Below are 17,339 nucleotides of genomic sequence, written 5' to 3' on the forward strand. Positions count from 1 at the left end.
AAAATGCCGCCACGTGAATGGTCCATGGCCAAGGCGCAGTTCGCTGTAATCTTCGGCGAGCGCTTCATCCGAGCCATGGCGGCGTAATATGCAATCGCCCGCCACACACGAAATTACTGACAGTCCCCACCGAGGGAACACCTTAATGACGACACTCAGCCCGCCACGCCTGGAAACCCAGGCATTTACCGATCCGGCAGCGGCCTGGGCGCATATCGCCCATATCTACCACCGCAATTGTGATTTCATCCGCAACCATCTCAATGGCCTGACCACGGGGACCATTCCGGCCGGGCGGGTGCGCGCCTGCTATCCTCAGGTGGAAGTGCGGTCCACCAGCTATTCCAAGCATGAGAGCACCCTGCCCTATGGGTATCTGCATAGCCCGGGCATCTATCGGACCACGGTGACTGCGCCGGACCTGTTCCAGGGCTATCTGCAGGAGCAGTTCGAGGTCATTCTCAAAAACCATGGCGGGGTGATCGAGGTTGGGGAGTCCGATACGCCGATCCCGCTGCACTTCGCTCTGGGGCCGCATGATCATCTCGATGGCAAGGCGATAAATGCCATGGAGGTGCCGCTGCGCGACCTGTTCGATGCGCCGGACCTTGGCAATACGGATGATGAAATCGCCAACGGCACCTATGTGCCACCGCGTGGCGGGCCCTACCCGCTTTCGGCCTTTACCGCGCCGCGCGTCGACTATTCGCTGTTCCGGCTGGCTCACTATACGGGCACCAACGCAGAGCATTTCCAGAACTTCGTGATCTTTACGAACTACCAGTTCTATATCGACGAATTCTGCCGCATGGCCAAAGGCTGGATGGCCGAAAAACATCCGCATTATCAGCGCTTTATTGAGCCGGGCAACGTTGCGACCAACAATATGCTGACCGGCGGCGGTGTCACTGGTAATCCACCGCCGCGCACGCCGCAAATGCCGGCTTACCACCTGGTGGGGGATCGCGGCCGTGGCATCACCATGATCAATATCGGGGTTGGACCCTCCAACGCCAAGACGATCACCGACCATATTGCGGTGCTCAGGCCGCATGCCTGGATCATGCTGGGGCATTGTGCGGGCCTCAGGAACAGCCAGGAGCTCGGCGACTACGTGCTGGCGCATGCCTATGTGCGCGAGGACCATGTGCTCGATGCCGATCTGCCGCTTTCCGTGCCGATCCCGGCGCTGGCCGAGGTGCAGGTGGCGCTGGAGCAGGCGGTGGAGGAAGTAACGCAGACCGAGGGGCTGGAAACCAAGAAGATCATGCGTACCGGTACAGTGGCAACCTTCGACAATCGCAATTGGGAGCTGCGCGACCAGACCGAGATCACACGGCGCCTCAGCCAGTCCCGCGCCGTGGCGCTGGACATGGAGAGCGCGACCATTGCCGCCAATGGTTTCCGCTTCCGCGTGCCCTATGGGACGTTGCTCTGCGTGTCGGATAAGCCACTGCATGGGGAACTGAAACTGCCGGGCATGGCCTCGGACTTTTATCGCACCCAGGTCAACCGGCACCTGCAGATCGGGCTCAGGGCGATGGAGATCTTGCGCGACCAGCCGGCGGAACGGCTGCATTCGCGGAAACTCAGGAGCTTTGCCGAGACGGCATTTCAGTAGGTCCGTTCGGGTTTGCGGCGGACCCTCTCACCCTTCTCAGCCTTTGGCCGATCCCCCTCTCCCCAAGGGGGAGAGGAAAAAGGGGACCAATCGATAGAAAAAAGCCCGGGATCGCTCCCGGGCTTTTTGCGTAACGTTTGGGGGACCGATCAGCGGCCCTTGACCACCGAATAGCCAGCATATTTGGCCGAGGAGCCGAGCTGTTCCTCGATGCGGATAAGCTGGTTGTACTTGGCCAGGCGGTCCGAGCGGGAGAGCGAGCCGGTCTTGATCTGACCGCAGTTCAGCGCCACGGCGAGGTCAGCAATGGTGGAATCCTCGGTTTCGCCCGAGCGGTGCGACATCACCGAGGTGTAGCCGGCGCGGTGCGCGGTATCGACGGCGTTGAGGGTTTCGGAGAGCGAGCCGATCTGGTTGACCTTGACCAGGATCGAGTTGGCGACGCCCATCTTGATGCCGGACACCAGGCGCTGGGTGTTGGTAACGAAAAGATCGTCGCCGACGAGTTGTACCTTGGAGCCAATGGCGTCGGTCAGAGCCTTCCAGCCGTCCCAATCGTCCTCGGCCATGCCGTCTTCGATGGTGATGATGGGGTAGCGATTGGCGAGGTCTTCGAGGAAGCGGACGTTTTCGTCCGATGAGAGCGACTTGCCCTCGCCCACCATCTCGTATTTGCCGTTCTTGTAATATTCGGTGGCTGCACAATCGAGACCGAGGAACACGTCCTCGCCCGGCTTGTAGCCGGCCTTTTCGATCGACTTCATGATGAAGCCCAGGGCTTCATCGGCCGATTTCAAGGCGGGCGCAAAACCACCCTCGTCGCCAACCGAGGTATTGTAGCCGTCGGCCGACAGGCCCTTCTTCAGCGTGTGGAAGATTTCGGCACCGATGCGCACGGCGTCGGCAATCGACTTGGCGCCGGCCGGCAGGATCATGAATTCCTGCATGTCGATGGGATTGTCAGCATGCTCGCCGCCATTGATGATGTTCATCATCGGCACAGGCAGTAAATGGGCGTTCGGGCCGCCGATATAGCGGTAGAAGGGCAGTTCACTCGATTCCGCGGCGGCCTTGGCCACGGCCAGCGAAACACCAAGAATGGCGTTGGCGCCCAGATTACCCTTGTTGGCAGTGCCATCGAGGTCGATCATTGCCTGGTCGATCGCGAGCTGATCGAGCGCGTCCATGCCCTGGATTTCGTCGGCAATGGTCGTGTTCACGTTCTCGACGGCCTGGGTCACGCCCTTGCCCATGTAGAGCGAACCGCCGTCGCGCAGTTCCACGGCCTCATGGGCGCCGGTCGAGGCGCCTGAGGGCACAGCGGCGCGACCGAAGCTGCCATCGTCCAGCACCACATCGACTTCGACGGTCGGGTTGCCGCGGCTATCGAAAATCTGGCGGCCATTGACGTGGATGATTGAAGACATGCGTGCCCTTCCCGGAATGCTACTTGGGTGTGAGTGCCTGTCTAGACGGGCCTTGTGACAGTGAAAAGAGGGAACGCGCAAAAAAGGCGCCGTCCTCGTCTCCTAGAGCGCAAGTTTTCCGTTGCCCAGCAGCCAGGACACCGACTCCTGCACAGCTTCCAGCGAGGTGTAACGTGGGGCATAGCCCAGCAGGCGGCGGCCCTTTGCGATACTGGCATTTGGACTGCGGGCAATGTGTTCCCAGGTGGCGGCGGCGTTCTCGGGCTTCTGCATGGATTTCCAGTCCTCCCAGGTTTGGAAGCTCAGCGAGGGTTCCTTGCCAAACCAGCGATACATGGCCTCGGCATAGCCCCGGAGTGTGATGGCGCCAGGCGATACGGCATGGAAGGCTTCCCCGACCGAGACGCTCCAGTTGGCCATGGCCTGCGTGAGAAGGATGGCGATGTCATCGGCATGGATATGATGCACCGTTTCCATGCCGAAATTGGGCAGGGCCAGGGTTTCGCCGCGGGCGATGGTTTGGAAGGCAGCATTGTCGAAGTGACCGGCCGGATTGAGCGGCGACCACCCCTGCCCCACGATGTGGCCGGGATGGAGAATGGTCACGGGGAAACCGTCACGTCGCGCCAGGTCGAGCAGGTAGTCCTCGATTGCTGCTTTCTGGACGCCATAATCGCCGAAGGGCCGCTTGGTCACGTCTTCGAGTGTCGGCACCACTTCAGAGAAGCCGTGGGTCCAGATCGTACCGATATGGAGGAAGTGGCGAATCTTGCCGATGAGAGCCTCAGCAAGCTGCTGGGCGCTTTCAAGTGTGAAGCAGATATTGTCGATGACGATATCGCCCTTGAGATCGGCGATCGCCCGGCCGAAATCTCCATTCGCCTCTGCAGCGGCGCGGTCGATGGTGACCCGCTCTACGTGGTTCCAGGCCGTGTCCGGGAGGTAAGGCTGCGCGGCGCCGCGCGAAACCGCCACCACGTCATGGCCCGCGCGCACCAGGCGCGGCACCAGATATGTGCCGATATGGCCCGTGGCTCCGATAACAATTATGCGCGCCATTTTGACCCCTCCCGCTGGTTTGGATGTACTTCCTGTCCTAACATGTCAGCGCGAACTGTCCAGTTCGCGCGTTCCGGAGGAGAAAGCCTTGACCAAACCCCTCGTCAAACAGGTGGCGCATACCTGTATTTTTGCCCGTGACCTCGACGCCGTCGAAACGTTCTACCGTGACGCGATGGGCGCGGCACCCAAGTTCGACTTCAAGCGCGGCGACGAGCGGATCGGCTTCTATCTAGATTTCGGTAATCGCACCTTTGTCGAGGTGTTCAAGAAGGGCGAGAGCCGGTTCGAGGAAAGCAACCAGATCAACCATATCTGCTTTGAGACCGACGATATCGATGGGTTCATGGCCAATGCCAGGGCCAAGGGCCTTGCGGTGACGGACAAAAAACTGGGTGTCGACCATACCTGGCAATGCTGGCTAGCCGATCCGAGCGGGGTGAAGATCGAGATCTTTCAGTACACACCGGACAGCAGGCAGTTCGGGCCGGACGGGGCGGTCTGCCAGGTGGACTGGTAGTCGATCACGAAACTGTGGAGGCGCAAGGCACCGCCTCCACATGTTTTCGCCGCAAGTGGCCGCGAAGCATGGGACATGAAGACATCACCTGCCCTTCTCGCCGTCCTGTTCGTCCTTTCACCCTTGCCCGCCCTGGCGCAGACGCAAGATCTCGCTGCCGTTCTTAACGCCGCCGATGCCCTTGAACCGCTCGAAGTGGTGGTTGTCGCTCAAGAAGGCGACATCCTGGCCGAGCGCGGCTATGACCGCCATGCGCCGGGCGATCCGACCAATATCAAGTCGGCCTCCAAAAGCGTTATGTCGGCCCTGGTCGGTATTGCCATCGACAAGGGACTGATCGAAGGGGTTGACCAGCCGATTGCCGATTTCCTGATCGATGATTTTCCTGCCGATGCGGATCCTCGACTGGATATGGTGACGGTTGGGCATTTGCTGTCGATGCAGGCCGGACTCGGTCGCACATCCGGGCCGAACTATGGCCGCTGGGTGGCCAGTGACAACTGGGTGCGCTCGGCACTTGCACAGGCTTTCGAAACCGATCCGGGCGGCCCGATGCAGTATTCGACAGGTTCGAGCCACCTGCTGTCGGCCATCCTGACACGGGTTAGCGGGCGTGCCACCCTGGATCTTGCCGAGGACTGGTTCGGGGCCGTCCCGGAGTTTGATATTGCCGGATGGGAGCGCGATCCGCAGGGGATTTACCTGGGTGGGAACCAGATGGCGATGAGTCCACACTCGCTCCTGGGCTTCGGGGAGGTGTTTCGCACGGGCGGGCTCGCGCCGGATGGAACGCGGGTGGTATCCTCAGACTGGATTGCGCAGTCCTGGGTGGAACGGACCAATTCCCGATTCAGCGGCGACGGCTATGGCTATGGCTGGTTCCTGCGGGAGATCGGCGGCGAAGCGGTGCGCTACGGCTGGGGTTATGGCGGGCAGATGATCTATGTCGTGCCGGCACTGGACCTGACCGTGGTGATGACGTCGGACGAGTTCTCGCCCTCCGCCGGGAACGGCCATCGCGACGCGCTGCATGATCTGCTGGCGGAGATTATCGGGGTGGTCGATGTGGAAGAAGCAAGCGCTGCCCAGGATTAGCGCCCTGGTATCCTGATTGGCGCGGGATCCGCGCTACTCCTCGCGCTTGTGCCCATCAACGTGCTTTTCTGCACGTGACTTCTCTCTCGCGCCCTTGAGCTTCTCGGCCTTGGTGCGGCCGAATTTGGCGCGGTTCTGTTCGGCCGTCGCGACCTTTTCGGCGCGGGTCTTGTTCTTGCGGGCGGTGCGGAGGTTGATGATCTCGGCCATGGCGTTTTTCCGATGTCGGGCACCTGGTGCGCCTGACGGCCTTTCCTAGCATATTCTTCCCGCGCGGTCACAGGCGCATTGGGCAGGCGGCGGAACCGTGTTTTGCTCTCGTCAATTGTCTTGAAGGAACAGGAGAACTGACATGCCGAAATTTGTGACCATCGGCTATGGCGACCGCCAGGGCTATGACCGCACACCGCAGGCCGTGCGGGACGCGGCGCATGCCCATGACGAGAAACTCAAAGCGGAAGGGGCGCTGATTGGCATAGCGGGGCGGCCGATTCAGGTCCGTAATCCCGAGGGTACGGCGATGCAGGTCACCGACGGCAGTTTCATGGCCGCATCCCTGCCCGTTGCCGGATTTGCCATTATCGAGGCCGACACTCTGGAAGATGCCATCGAGAAAGGTGGCCAAGGTGCCATGCGCCGTGGCGCATGGCGTGGTCGAGGTGTGGCCGCTGGAATACCCGGCCTAGACCAGCCGGCTCTGTTCCATCGCCGCGGCAATGAAGCTGGTAAAGAGCGGATGCGGCTCGAACGGCTTTGATTTCAGTTCTGGATGGAACTGGACGCCGATGAACCAGGGGTGGTCGGTGCGCTCGACGATTTCGGGCAGCGTGCCATCGGGTGAAACGCCAGAGAACAGCAGGCCATTGGCCTCCAGCCGCTTGCGGTAGTCCATGTTCACCTCGTAGCGATGACGATGACGCTCGGAAATGCGGGTGGTACCGTAAATATCGGCAACCCGGGAGCCTCGGGTGAGCTGGGCCGGATAGGCGCCAAGACGAAGCGTTCCGCCGAGATCTCCTTCGGCGCCCCGAGTTTCCTTTTCGTTGCCCTTCACCCATTCCGTCATCATACCCACAATCGGCTCCTTGGTGGGGCCGAATTCGGTGGACGAGGCATTCTTGATGCCGGCGGTGTTCCGCGCGGCTTCGATACAGGCCATCTGCATGCCGAAACAAATGCCGAAATAGGGCACGTCCTTGATGCGGGCGAAGCGAGCAGCCTCGATCTTGCCTGCCGAGCCGCGTTCACCGAAGCCGCCAGGCACCATGATGCCGTGCACGTGTTCGAGATAGGGCGCCGGATCGTCACGCTCGAAGACTTCCGAATCGATCCATTGCAGGTTGACCTTCACCTTGTTGGCGATGCCGCCATGGGTGAGCGCTTCGGAGAGCGACTTATAGGCATCCTTCAGGCCGGTATATTTGCCCACGATGGCGATGTTCACTTCACCTTCGGGATTGTGATAACGGCGGGATACTTCTTCCCAAGAGGACATGTCGGGTTCGGGCGCATCGGTGATGCCAAGCGCGGCGAGGACTTCCCGATCCAAGCCTTCATTGTGGTAGGCGACGGGTACATCATAGATCGAGCCGACATCGAGACCCTGGATAACGGCGGTTTCGCGAACGTTACAGAACAGCGAGAGCTTTTTCTTCTCGCCTTCCGGAATGGGGCGGTCGCAGCGGACCAGCAATACGTCCGGTGCGATACCAATCGAGCGCAGTTCCTTGACCGAGTGCTGGGTCGGCTTGGTCTTCAATTCCCCTGCAGAGGGGATATAGGGCATCAAGGTCAGATGAAGGTAAGCCGCGTGATTGCGCGGCAGTTCATTGCCAAGCTGACGGATGGCCTCGAAGAACGGCAGTCCCTCGATGTCGCCGACCGTCCCCCCGATCTCGACCAGCACGAAGTCGTAATCCTCGTTGCCGTCGAGGACGAATGCCTTGATCGCGTCCGTGACATGCGGAATGACCTGGACGGTGGCACCGAGAAACTCGCCTTTGCGCTCCTTGGCCAGCAAGTCCGAGTAGATGCGGCCGGAGGTGACATTGTCACGCTTGTTGGCGGCGCGCCCGGTGAAGCGCTCGTAGTGTCCCAGGTCAAGATCGGTTTCCGCCCCGTCGTCGGTGACGAACACTTCACCGTGCTGGGTCGGCGACATCGTGCCGGGATCGATGTTGAGATAGGGGTCGAGCTTGCGCAGGCGGACCTTGTAGCCACGTGCCTGCAGCACGGCGCCGAGCGCCGCCGAAGCCAAACCTTTGCCAAGGGAGGAGACCACGCCTCCGGTGATAAATACGTACCGAGCCATGGGCGATCACCATAAGCACATCAGACATGATTCGCAGAGCAGCTTTTGCGCTCTACACAAAAAGAAGAAGGGGATGTTGCCATCCCCTTTTCTCGCGGACGCCTTGCGGCGGATCAGTTGCCCGCAGGCACTGCGGGCGTTTCTTCGGTATCGGTCGATACTTCGGGTATGGGCAATTCGCTGTCCGATGCCGCTGGTTCTTCAGCCGGCGTCTGTGCCTCTGAAGGCAGCAGCAGATCGGAGGTCTCATCGCCCTGAAGAGCGTTGAGCGCGTCGAGCACCGTCGAAGGCTGGGTGCCATCTTCAAGCGAGGTCGCGTTGTCCAGAATGCTGGAAGTGCCACGATCAATCTCGTTGAGAATGGTCAGACCGATGGCAGAAGCGAAGAACAGGACAGCCAGAATGGCCGTTGTCCGGGTCAGCAGGTTTGCCGAGCCACGGGCGGTCATCAAACCGCCGCCGCCACCGCCACCACCGATTCCAAGGGCGCCGCCCTCAGAGCGCTGAAGCAGGATGACGACAATAAGCGCCAGCACAATCAGCAAATAGGCGACGAGCAGTACGTTGGCCATGAATCTCTTGTCTTCGCGTCAGTCCGGACGCGCCGATACGGCCCGCCCGGTTTGGAAAGGATGCGGGGTCATACACCCCCCGAACGGCAATTGCCAGCCGCTTGCGGCGCTTTTTCGCCACAGGCGGCTGCCTGTCCGGATACTCTTATACGGCCGAGATAATCGTATAGAAGTCCTTTGCCAAGAGGCTTGCACCTCCCACAAGGCCGCCATTGACGTTGCCTATACCCAAAATCTCGCGGGCGTTCTGGGGTTTTAGCGAGCCGCCATAGAGAATGCGGATGCTTTCACCCTTGGACAGACCGAACCGATCCACCAGCCGGGCGCGAATTGCATTGTGCATTTCGTCGATTTCATCGAGCGTGGGGGTGCGGCCGGTTCCGATGGCCCAAACGGGCTCATAGGCAACAACCACTTCGTGCTGCTCGGCAGCGTCAGGGATAGACGCGGCCAATTGCGCAGACACCACCGATTCTGCCTCTGCGGCATCGCGCTGTGCTTCAGTCTCGCCGACACAGATGATCGGTTTCAGGCCTGAGCCGATGGCGGCTTCGGCCTTGGCGCGTACTGTATCATCGGTTTCACCGTGATTTGTTCGGCGCTCGGAGTGGCCGACAATGACATATTGTGCACCGGCATCAGCGAGCATGCTGGCAGAGATGTCACCGGTATGGGCGCCGTGCGGTTCCTGATGACAATCCTGCCCCCCGGCAATGATGCCGCTCGAGGCGCCCTGCGCCGCGACCGCGGCCAACAGGGTGGCCGGCGGGCAAACCACGACAAGGGCACGGGGCGACTCGCCAGTGGTGAGCAGGCGGGCAAGTTCACTCAACTCATCAAGAGAGTGGGTGAGCCCGTTCATCTTCCAGTTTCCGGCGATCAGAGGTGATACGGTCGACAATCTTGGTACTCCTGCCTCTTGCGCCGGACAAGGCTTTGCCCTAACCCCGGCTGTCGTATTTGTCTTACTAGTCTGACCTTCGCCTCACGGTAAAGGATTGGACCCGAAAGTGGAACGCTTCAGATGCTTGATGGTTTGCGTGATTTTGCAAAATCCTGGCCGGGAAAAATCCTGGGCGCGTTTCTGCTTGTCGGTGTAGCTGGTTTCGGCATCAACAACGTGATCGTCGATCTGGGCAGCAATACCGTGGCGCGGGTTGGCGACGAGGAAATCACTTCGCGAGAGTTCCTGCGTGCCTATCAGAACCAGGCCAACCGGATCGCCCAGCAGATCGGTTCTGTGCCCACGGCCAGCCAGGCCGAAGCGATGGGCATTCCCACGGCTGTTATCTTGGGCTTGTCCGAGGGGGCCGCGCTCGACACTCTCTCGGCCCAGTTCAACATGGGCGTCTCGGAAAGCAAACTCGCGCAATTGCTGCGCGAGGACCCTTCATTCCATGGGACGCTGGGCACGTTCGAGCCGGCCCTGTTCACCCAGGTGCTGCAGAGCGCCGGTTGGACCGAGGCCGAATATTTCGAGGCGCGGAGCGACGAAGCTCGCCGCGACCAGCTCACCACGGCGCTGTTTGCCGATACAGATATGCCCGAAGTGGCGGCTGACCTGATCAATGATTATGCCACGGCAACGCGCACCATCGACTACATCGTTCTGAGCGGGACGAGCATTGAGACCCCCGAGGCACCAACCGAAGACGAACTCTCCGCCTATCTGGAGGAGAACCAGGCCGATTTCCGCACGGTGGAAACGCGTACCGTCAAATTGCTCGACCTTTCGCTAGCTTCGTTGGCGGCCACTAAAGATATCTCGTCGGAGGCGGTGCAGGCAGAATATGAGGCCACAAAAGCCTCGCTGACCACGCCTGAGCGTCGGACCATCGAACAGGTATCGCTGGCGACACCCGAGTTGCAGGCCCAGTTCGAGGCTGGTCTCGCAGACGGCACTGATTTCGCCACACTGGTTGCCGAGGCCGGGCTGACAGCATCCAGCCTTGGTACGCTCACGCAGGCGGAAATTACCGATACGCGTCTGGCCTCGGCGGCATTCGGCCTGCCCGAGGGCGGTTTCGCCATTATCGAAGGCATTGGCGGGCAGCGCGCGGTGCATGTTGCCGAGATCGAAGAGGCACGCGAGCCCACGCTCGAAGAAGCCCGGGACGATATTGTGGCGCGGCTGGCGCAGGACGAGGCCCGCGACGAGATCAACGACGTGCTAGACCAGATTGAAGAGCTGCGTGCGGCCTTCCAGCCCATCGACCAGATTGCCGAGCGCTTCGGCCTGCCGGTCTATGAGGCAAACGTGACTGCGGGGGGTGCTGAACTGGCCGTGTTGCCGAATCTGGCTGCAGAGGATTACGCCAGCGTCTCGCAGGCTATCTTTGCGGCCGAGCAAGATCGCCTGATCCCGTCCATTCCCTTGTCTGGCAGCGCGCATCTCTGGTTCGACCTCGAACAGGTCGAACCCGCCCGTGACCAAACCCTGGACGAGGTGCGGGCCGAGGTCGAAGCGGCAATTGCCGCGGAGCGGATAGATGCGGCGCTGGCGGCCAAGGCAGAAGACATTGTCGCGCGGCTCGAAGCGGGCGAAGCGCTGGCCGATATAGGCTTTGAGCTGAGCGCCTTTCCGCAGTTGAGCGCGCCCTTTACCCGCTTCGGATCCGAGGATGGGCTGGTGGACGGCACCGTGGCGTCGGCAGCGTTTGCTGGTGGACCGGGCCATGCTGGTGCGGTTCTAAACGAGAGCGGCGAACAGGTGGTCTTCCAGGTTGTCGACACCGCTGAGCCGACCACACCGCTTGATGATGTCGCCCTGGAAAGCATCAATGCCGAGGCGCGGGCCGGCCTCACCTCTGAATTTGTGGCGGCGGTGCGTGAGGATGCGGGCCTTCGGATCAACCAGCAGGCTCTCAACCAGCTTCTCGTGCAGAATTACGGCCAGTAACCGGCAGCTTTACCAACGGAACCAGACCAAAATGGGCGACGACACTTCCAAGACCTTTGCCGCGCAATATGATGCCGGAAAGTCTGGACTGCTGTGGCGTCGAGTCGTGGCGGATCTGGAAACCCCGATTGGCACCTATCTCAAGCTGGCGGCGGGCCGCAGTCACTCCTTCCTGCTCGAAAGTGTGCAGGACGGCACGACGCGCGGCCGCTATTCGATGATCGGCCTCTTGCCGGACCTGATTTTGAAGGTCGAGGACGGCAAGGCCTCGATCAATCGAACGGCGCAGACAGCACCTGACGATTTCGAGTCGCTCGACGACCTGCCGCTTGATGCTTTGCGCAAGCTCGTTGCCGAAAGCCAGATCGAGATGCCTGCGGGCCTGCCTCCGCAGTCGGCAGGAATCTACGGCTATCTCGGCTACGAGATGGTCCGCTACATGGAAGTGCTGCCCAACGAAAACCCTGACGATCTGCAGACGCCAGAAGCACTGCTGATGCGTCCCTCGTTGCTGGCGGTCTTCGATACGGTCAAGGACGAGCTCTACCTGACCGCGCCGATCTATGTGCGCGAGGGGGTGACGGCGGCACAGGCGCATGCCGCAGCCGAAGACCGGATCAACGATGCCATTGTCCGGCTGACGCGGGCGACGCCGGCCGCCCCTGCCCTGCCCGATCTGGAAACCATCGCGGTGACCAGCAACACCTCGCGGGACGAATATTTCGAGATGGTTGCGCGGGCCAAGGACTACATTACAGCCGGCGATATCTTCCAGGTGGTGCTGAGCCAACGGTTTTCCGCCGACTTTACACTGCCGCCAACGGCGCTCTATCGCGCGCTGCGCCGCACCAATCCCAGTCCCTATATGTACTTCTTCGATTTCGGCGGCTTTGCCGTTGCCGGATCGAGCCCGGAAATCCTGGTGCGGGTGCAGGACGGCCAGGTGACCATTCGGCCTATTGCCGGCACGCGCAAGCGCGGTGCTACGCCAACACGCGACAAGGAACTGGCCGCCGAGCTGCTGTCGGACCCCAAGGAGTTGAGCGAGCATCTGATGCTGCTCGACCTTGGCCGCAATGATGTCGGGCGCGTCACCAAGTCCGGGACCGTGAAGGTCACGGACAAGTTCTTCCTCGAATATTATTCCCACGTCATGCACATCGTCTCGAACGTGGTTGGCGAGCTGGATCCGCAGTATGATTTCGTAGATGCGCTTTCGGCTGGGTTCCCGGCTGGCACGGTTTCGGGTGCACCGAAAGTGCGTGCCATGGAAATCATTGATGAGCTCGAGAAGTCGCGTCGCGGCATATATGGCGGCTGCGTCGGCTATTTTGGCGCTGACGGCACGATGGATACCTGCATTGTGTTGCGCACCGGCATCGTCAAAGACGGCAAGCTCTATGTGCAGTCCGGTGCCGGGATCGTCGCCGACAGCCAGCCTGAGCTCGAACAGCTCGAATGCGAAAACAAGGCCCGCGCTCTTTTCAGCGCCGCCGAGGAGGCGCTACGCTATGCCGGAGAGGCCGGATTGGGGCAATGATGATGCTGAGGGACAACGATTTTCGATGGCGGGGCTGGTTCTGAACACCAAGTCACGGAACCAACGCCCAGAGGCAGTCTAGAAATGACCAAAACCCTCGTTATCGATAATTACGACAGCTTTACCTACAACCTCGTCCATTATCTGGGCGAGCTGGGTGCCGACATCATTGTCAGGCGCAATGACAAGGTTACGCTTGAAGAGATCGCCACCATGGCGCCGGACGCCATCGTGCTCTCGCCTGGCCCCTGCACGCCCAATGAGGCGGGGATTTGCCTGGCCGTGATCGATCGCTTCAAGACCACCATTCCCATGCTGGGCGTATGCCTGGGGCACCAGGCCATGGGCCAAGCGCTTGGCGGCGACGTGGTCCGGGCGCCGAGCCTCTTCCACGGCAAGACCAGCAAGATCAATCACACCGGCAAGGGCCTGTTCTTCGGGCTCAATTCAGGGTTCGAGGCGACGCGCTATCATTCCCTGATCGTCAAGGCGGACACCCTGCCCGCTGACCTGGAGGTGACGGCAACGACCGATGATGGCCTCATCATGGGCATGCAGCACAAAAGCCTGCCGATCCATGGCGTGCAGTTCCATCCAGAGAGCATCGCCAGCGAGAATGGCCACGCCTTGCTGCAAAACTTTCTCAACATTGCACGCGACTTCAACGGACGGAAGGCAGCGTGATGGATATTAAGCAAGCTCTGAACAAGATTGCTGACGGCAAGGACCTGACTGGCGAGGAGATGCGCGGTGTCATGCGCATCATCATGGCCGGTGAGGCCACGCCTGCGCAGATCGGCGCCTTCCTGATGGGGATGCGGATCAAAGGCGAAACGGTGGGCGAGATTGCCGCCGCGGTTTCGATCCTGCGTGAGCAGATGGTGCCTGTTAGTGCACCCGATGACGCCATCGATATCGTTGGCACCGGTGGCGACGGCGTTGGCAGCCTCAATATTTCAACGGCGACGGCGCTGGTGGTGGCGGCGGCCGGCGTGCCGGTGGCCAAGCATGGCAACAAGGCGCTTTCGTCCAGATCTGGTTCGTCGCAGGCGCTCGAAGCACTCGGCGTGAAGCTTGACCTGACGCCGGAGCAGATCGGCCAGACCATCGCCGGAGCCAATATCGGTTTCATGTTTGCGCCCAGTCACCACCCGGCGATGCGTCATGTGGGGCCGGCACGGGCCGAAATGGGTGTGCGGACGCTCTTCAACCTGCTCGGGCCGCAATCGAACCCCGCTGGTGTCCGGCGCTACTTGCTTGGCGTTTATGCACAGGAATGGGTGGAGCCGGTTGCCGCGGCCTTGCTCGCCAACCGCGCGACCAAGGCCTGGGTGGTGCATTCGAGCGAAGGGCTGGACGAGCTTTCGACCTCTGGCCCCAATTTTGTGGCCCAGATTGCCAATGGCGATCTGCGTAGTTTCGAGCTGCACCCTGAGCAAGTTGGGCTCAAGCTGACCGATCCCAAGGACCTGTTGGGCGGTGAACCGAGTGAAAATGCGGCGGCTATCGTGGCGCTGCTGGACGGGGCACCGGGTGCCTACCGCGACACGGTGTTGCTCAACGCCGGCGCCGCGCTGCTGGTGGCCGACAAGGTGGAGACCATCGAGGATGGCATTGCCCTTGCCCGCGACACCATCGATAGCGGCAAGGCCAAACAAACTCTCGCGCGCCTGGTGGCGGTATCGAACGGACGAGCCTGATGAGCGATATTCTCAAGCAGATCGAAGCTTACAAGCGCGAGGAAATCGCGGCGGCCAAGAGCATGCGCCCCTGGGCTGAAGTCGTGGCCGAGGCGCATGACCAGCCGGCGCCGCGCGGTTTCCTCAGGGCCATCAAAAACAAGCGCGCCAAGGGCGACTATGCCCTGATCGCGGAAGTGAAGAAGGCCAGCCCTTCCAAGGGGCTGATCCGCTCCGACTTCAACCCGGCCGAGATCGCCCGGTCCTATGAGCTGGCAGGCGCTGCCTGCCTCTCGGTGCTCACCGATCGCCCAAGCTTTCAGGGCTCGCCGAGCTATCTGATCGAGGCGCGTGCTGCGACCAGGCTTCCGGTTTTGCGCAAGGACTTCCTGTTCGAGACCTATCAGGTGGCCGAGGCCCGCTCCTGGGGTGCCGATTGCATTCTGATCATTCTGGCGGCGGTGGGCGACGATGTTGCGCGCTACCTGCTCGATGCGGCAGAGGAATGGGGCATGGATGCCCTAGTGGAAGTGCATGACCAGCTCGAGCTGGACCGGGCGCTGGCGCTCGGCGCCAAGTTCATCGGCGTCAATAACCGCAATTTGCGCACCTTCGAGACCACGCTGGAAACCACGGTCAATCTGGCGGCCGGCGTGCCGGACGATGTGGTGCTGGTCAGCGAAAGCGGCATTGTTACCCATGAGCACGTCAAGATGCTCGACGAGCGTTGCCATGTCGGCACGTTCCTGGTGGGTGAAAGCCTGATGCGCCAGGACGACGTGGTTGCGGCCACCCGCGCCCTGCTGATGGGTGCGGTGGAAACGGTGCGCTGATGGCAAGCGGCCTCACCCATCTCAATGAAAAGGGCGAGGCCCATATCGTCGATATCGGTGACAAGCCGGTTACCCGACGCCGCGCCGTCGCGCAGGCGGTGCTGAGCGGTCAGGCGGAGACGATCGCCACCATATTGGGCGGCGGGCTCCAAAAGGGCGACGCTCTTGCCGTGGCGCGGATTGCCGGGATCCTGGCCGCCAAGAAGACGGCGGAGCTGATCCCGCTTTGTCACCCGATCCCGCTGACCAAGGTCAGTGTCGAAATCACCGGGACAAGCGACACCAGCATTCGCATTGTGGCGACCGCCGAAACCACCGGACAGACCGGCGTAGAAATGGAGGCCCTGATTGCGGCCTCGACTGCGGCGCTGACGCTTTACGACATGGCCAAGGCGATTGATCGCGCGATGGTGGTGTCCGAGATGTGCCTGGTGGAAAAGTCCGGCGGCAAGTCGGGTGATTTTGTGCGGACGCCATGAGCCTTCTTCCGGTCGACGAGGCCTTGCGGGCCATTCTGGATCGAGTCCCAGCCGTCACTCCTGAGCAGGTGCCGCTGGGCGAGGCCAGTGGTCGTGTCCTGGCTGCTCCGGTCATCGCGGGACACAACCAGCCCCCCTTCGATGCCAGTGCCATGGATGGCTATGCCATGCGGGCAGAGGACGTTGCAGAGGGGGCACGCCTGCGCGTGATCGGCACATCGCAGGCCGGTGCGGGCTATGGCGGTGGGGTGCACCGTGGGGAGGCGGTCCGCATTTTCACCGGCGCGCCGGTGCCGCCTGGCGCAGATACCGTCATTATGCAGGAAGAGGCCGTTCGCGACGGTGATTTCGTGCAATTCACGGCCCCTGCCCGACCCGGCCACAGTGTGCGCCCCAAGGGCAATGATTTTTCAACCGGTCAGAGCCTGATTGCGGCGGGAACGCGCGTGACGCCGATGCAGATTGCAGTAGCTGCAGCGGCAAACCAGGCCCGCCTCACTGTTGCGCGGCGCCCAAGCATTGCGCTTCTGGCCACAGGGGACGAGCTGGTTCTGCCCGGCACGCCACTCGGGCCAGATCAAATTGTCGCCTCGAACAGTTTCGGACTCTCCGCCATGCTGACGCCCTATGCCCGGCAGGTCACCGACCACGGTATTGTCAGCGACGACGCGGATCGGCTGCGGGAGCGGCTGGAGGGTATTCTCATTGTGGGGCCGGATGTCCTCATCACCACGGGCGGCGCCTCGGTGGGTGAGCACGACCTGGTGCAGGACATTCTCAAAGGGCTCGGCGTGTCGCTCGATTTCTGGCGCATAAACATGCGTCCGGGAAAACCGCTGATGTTCGGCACTCATGGGCGGACTCTGGTGTTTGGACTGCCAGGGAACCCCGTTTCGGCCATGGTGACCGCAATGGTCTTCATCAAGCCGGCCTTGCGCGCCTGGGTTGGTCACGGCGAGCCAGCCCCCTGGCGCCTGCCGCTTGCAGGCGCCACCCCACCCAACAGCGCGCGCCGGCATTTCATGCGAGCGCGACTTATCCCAGGGGCCGATGGCATGCAGGCGCTGCCCATTACACAAACAGATAGCGGCCACACCTCGTCCCTGGCGGCGGCGGACCTGCTTATCGTGCAGCCGGAAAACGATCCCGGCCAGTCTATTGGGACCATGGTCGAAGCCCTGCCGATCGACGCCTTCTAGTTTGCGCCTGGCCGCAGGAGGCTTCGGCAGCGCCGCGTGCTCAAGGCCGTTGCAGAACATAACTGGAACATGTATGGTCGTTCCGTCTATGTTCCGATTCTGGGG

General features: G+C 61.5%; 17 protein-coding genes. 11 read left to right on the top strand and 6 right to left on the bottom strand.

What is annotated here, in order from left to right; translation table 11 throughout:
* The first annotated feature begins 145 nt into the window (after positions 1 to 145).
* Positions 146 to 1,621 carry an AMP nucleosidase gene (locus DDE76_RS07440; RefSeq protein ID WP_104894379.1) on the top strand — a complete coding sequence of 492 codons (1,476 nt, stop codon included), beginning with the start codon at positions 146 to 148 and terminating at the stop codon, positions 1,619 to 1,621.
* A gap of 149 nt (positions 1,622 to 1,770) precedes the next feature.
* On the opposite strand, the gene eno is transcribed toward DDE76_RS07440, so the two are convergent.
* Together eno and DDE76_RS07450 are read right to left on the bottom strand one after the other, a co-directional pair.
* Positions 1,771 to 3,048: a phosphopyruvate hydratase gene (gene eno, locus DDE76_RS07445; protein ID WP_104894380.1), complete on the bottom strand. Its 1,278-nt coding sequence runs from the start codon at positions 3,046 to 3,048 to the stop codon at positions 1,771 to 1,773.
* A 102-nt stretch (positions 3,049 to 3,150) separates the two neighbouring features.
* Positions 3,151 to 4,107, bottom strand: coding sequence for an NAD-dependent epimerase/dehydratase family protein (locus tag DDE76_RS07450; protein WP_104894381.1), 957 nt, complete (start codon positions 4,105 to 4,107; stop codon positions 3,151 to 3,153).
* Between the two features lie 88 nt (positions 4,108 to 4,195).
* On the opposite strand from DDE76_RS07450, the gene DDE76_RS07455 reads away from it, so the two are divergent.
* Together DDE76_RS07455 and DDE76_RS07460 are read left to right on the top strand one after the other, a co-directional pair.
* Positions 4,196 to 4,627: a VOC family protein gene (locus tag DDE76_RS07455; protein ID WP_245891833.1), complete on the top strand. Its 432-nt coding sequence runs from the start codon at positions 4,196 to 4,198 to the stop codon at positions 4,625 to 4,627.
* Between the two features lie 75 nt (positions 4,628 to 4,702).
* Positions 4,703 to 5,722, top strand: a complete 1,020-nt coding sequence (locus DDE76_RS07460; RefSeq protein WP_104894383.1) for a serine hydrolase domain-containing protein — start codon at positions 4,703 to 4,705, stop codon at positions 5,720 to 5,722.
* A gap of 33 nt (positions 5,723 to 5,755) precedes the next feature.
* Here the strand turns inward: DDE76_RS07460 and DDE76_RS07465 are convergent, their stop codons facing one another.
* Complete coding sequence (locus DDE76_RS07465) at positions 5,756 to 5,932, bottom strand: DUF4169 family protein (RefSeq protein ID WP_104894384.1); 177 nt, start codon at positions 5,930 to 5,932, stop codon at positions 5,756 to 5,758.
* Between the two features lie 142 nt (positions 5,933 to 6,074).
* Between DDE76_RS07465 and DDE76_RS07470 the strand changes: the two genes are divergently transcribed.
* Positions 6,075 to 6,479 carry a YciI family protein gene (locus DDE76_RS07470; RefSeq protein ID WP_245891834.1) on the top strand — a complete coding sequence of 135 codons (405 nt, stop codon included), beginning with the start codon at positions 6,075 to 6,077 and terminating at the stop codon, positions 6,477 to 6,479.
* On the opposite strand, the gene DDE76_RS07475 is transcribed toward DDE76_RS07470, so the two are convergent.
* The 3 genes from DDE76_RS07475 to tpiA form a co-directional block, all read right to left on the bottom strand.
* A complete protein-coding gene (locus DDE76_RS07475; RefSeq protein ID WP_104894385.1) occupies positions 6,405 to 8,033 on the bottom strand; it encodes a CTP synthase in 1,629 nt (542 codons plus the stop codon). The genes DDE76_RS07470 and DDE76_RS07475 overlap by 75 nt on opposite strands.
* 113 nt (positions 8,034 to 8,146) lie before the next feature.
* A complete protein-coding gene (gene secG / locus DDE76_RS07480; RefSeq protein WP_104894386.1) occupies positions 8,147 to 8,605 on the bottom strand; it encodes a preprotein translocase subunit SecG in 459 nt (152 codons plus the stop codon).
* A 145-nt stretch (positions 8,606 to 8,750) separates the two neighbouring features.
* Positions 8,751 to 9,506 (bottom strand): triose-phosphate isomerase, encoded by a 756-nt coding sequence (gene tpiA, locus DDE76_RS07485; RefSeq protein ID WP_104894387.1) that lies wholly within the window; start codon positions 9,504 to 9,506, stop codon positions 8,751 to 8,753.
* A 123-nt stretch (positions 9,507 to 9,629) separates the two neighbouring features.
* On the opposite strand from tpiA, the gene DDE76_RS07490 reads away from it, so the two are divergent.
* From DDE76_RS07490 to DDE76_RS07520, 7 genes are all read left to right on the top strand, one after another.
* A complete protein-coding gene (locus DDE76_RS07490) occupies positions 9,630 to 11,504 on the top strand; it encodes a peptidylprolyl isomerase (protein ID WP_104894388.1) in 1,875 nt (624 codons plus the stop codon).
* Between the two features lie 31 nt (positions 11,505 to 11,535).
* Positions 11,536 to 13,044, top strand: coding sequence for an anthranilate synthase component I (gene trpE / locus DDE76_RS07495; RefSeq protein WP_104894389.1), 1,509 nt, complete (start codon positions 11,536 to 11,538; stop codon positions 13,042 to 13,044).
* Between the two features lie 84 nt (positions 13,045 to 13,128).
* Positions 13,129 to 13,728: an anthranilate synthase component II gene (locus tag DDE76_RS07500; RefSeq protein WP_104894390.1), complete on the top strand. Its 600-nt coding sequence runs from the start codon at positions 13,129 to 13,131 to the stop codon at positions 13,726 to 13,728.
* On the top strand, positions 13,725 to 14,744 hold the full coding sequence (gene trpD, locus DDE76_RS07505; RefSeq protein WP_198650867.1) for an anthranilate phosphoribosyltransferase: 1,020 nt from the start codon (positions 13,725 to 13,727) through the stop codon (positions 14,742 to 14,744). Before DDE76_RS07500 ends, trpD begins: the two co-directional genes overlap by 4 nt.
* Positions 14,744 to 15,556, top strand: a complete 813-nt coding sequence (gene trpC / locus DDE76_RS07510; protein WP_104894392.1) for an indole-3-glycerol phosphate synthase TrpC — start codon at positions 14,744 to 14,746, stop codon at positions 15,554 to 15,556. The genes trpD and trpC overlap by 1 nt, the downstream gene beginning before the upstream one ends.
* Complete coding sequence (gene moaC / locus DDE76_RS07515) at positions 15,556 to 16,035, top strand: cyclic pyranopterin monophosphate synthase MoaC (protein WP_104894393.1); 480 nt, start codon at positions 15,556 to 15,558, stop codon at positions 16,033 to 16,035. The genes trpC and moaC overlap by 1 nt, the downstream gene beginning before the upstream one ends.
* The gene (locus DDE76_RS07520; protein ID WP_104894394.1) at positions 16,032 to 17,234 is read left to right on the top strand and encodes a molybdopterin molybdotransferase MoeA; all 1,203 of its coding nucleotides are present in this window, start codon (positions 16,032 to 16,034) and stop codon (positions 17,232 to 17,234) included. The genes moaC and DDE76_RS07520 overlap by 4 nt, the downstream gene beginning before the upstream one ends.
* Positions 17,235 to 17,339 lie beyond the last annotated feature (105 nt).

This window comes from Devosia indica (assembly GCF_003056405.1).
GTDB lineage: Bacteria > Pseudomonadota > Alphaproteobacteria > Rhizobiales > Devosiaceae > Devosia > Devosia indica.

Coding starts and splice junctions, on each gene's coding strand:
- DDE76_RS07440 (WP_104894379.1), top strand. CDS start 146: ATGACGACACTCAGCCCGCCACGCCTGGAAACCCAGGCATTTACCGAT.
- eno (WP_104894380.1), bottom strand. CDS start 3,048: ATGTCTTCAATCATCCACGTCAATGGCCGCCAGATTTTCGATAGCCGC.
- DDE76_RS07450 (WP_104894381.1), bottom strand. CDS start 4,107: ATGGCGCGCATAATTGTTATCGGAGCCACGGGCCATATCGGCACATAT.
- DDE76_RS07460 (WP_104894383.1), top strand. CDS start 4,703: ATGAAGACATCACCTGCCCTTCTCGCCGTCCTGTTCGTCCTTTCACCC.
- DDE76_RS07465 (WP_104894384.1), bottom strand. CDS start 5,932: ATGGCCGAGATCATCAACCTCCGCACCGCCCGCAAGAACAAGACCCGC.
- DDE76_RS07470 (WP_245891834.1), top strand. CDS start 6,075: ATGCCGAAATTTGTGACCATCGGCTATGGCGACCGCCAGGGCTATGAC.
- DDE76_RS07475 (WP_104894385.1), bottom strand. CDS start 8,033: ATGGCTCGGTACGTATTTATCACCGGAGGCGTGGTCTCCTCCCTTGGC.
- secG (WP_104894386.1), bottom strand. CDS start 8,605: ATGGCCAACGTACTGCTCGTCGCCTATTTGCTGATTGTGCTGGCGCTT.
- DDE76_RS07490 (WP_104894388.1), top strand. CDS start 9,630: ATGCTTGATGGTTTGCGTGATTTTGCAAAATCCTGGCCGGGAAAAATC.
- trpE (WP_104894389.1), top strand. CDS start 11,536: ATGGGCGACGACACTTCCAAGACCTTTGCCGCGCAATATGATGCCGGA.
- DDE76_RS07500 (WP_104894390.1), top strand. CDS start 13,129: ATGACCAAAACCCTCGTTATCGATAATTACGACAGCTTTACCTACAAC.
- trpC (WP_104894392.1), top strand. CDS start 14,744: ATGAGCGATATTCTCAAGCAGATCGAAGCTTACAAGCGCGAGGAAATC.
- moaC (WP_104894393.1), top strand. CDS start 15,556: ATGGCAAGCGGCCTCACCCATCTCAATGAAAAGGGCGAGGCCCATATC.
- DDE76_RS07520 (WP_104894394.1), top strand. CDS start 16,032: ATGAGCCTTCTTCCGGTCGACGAGGCCTTGCGGGCCATTCTGGATCGA.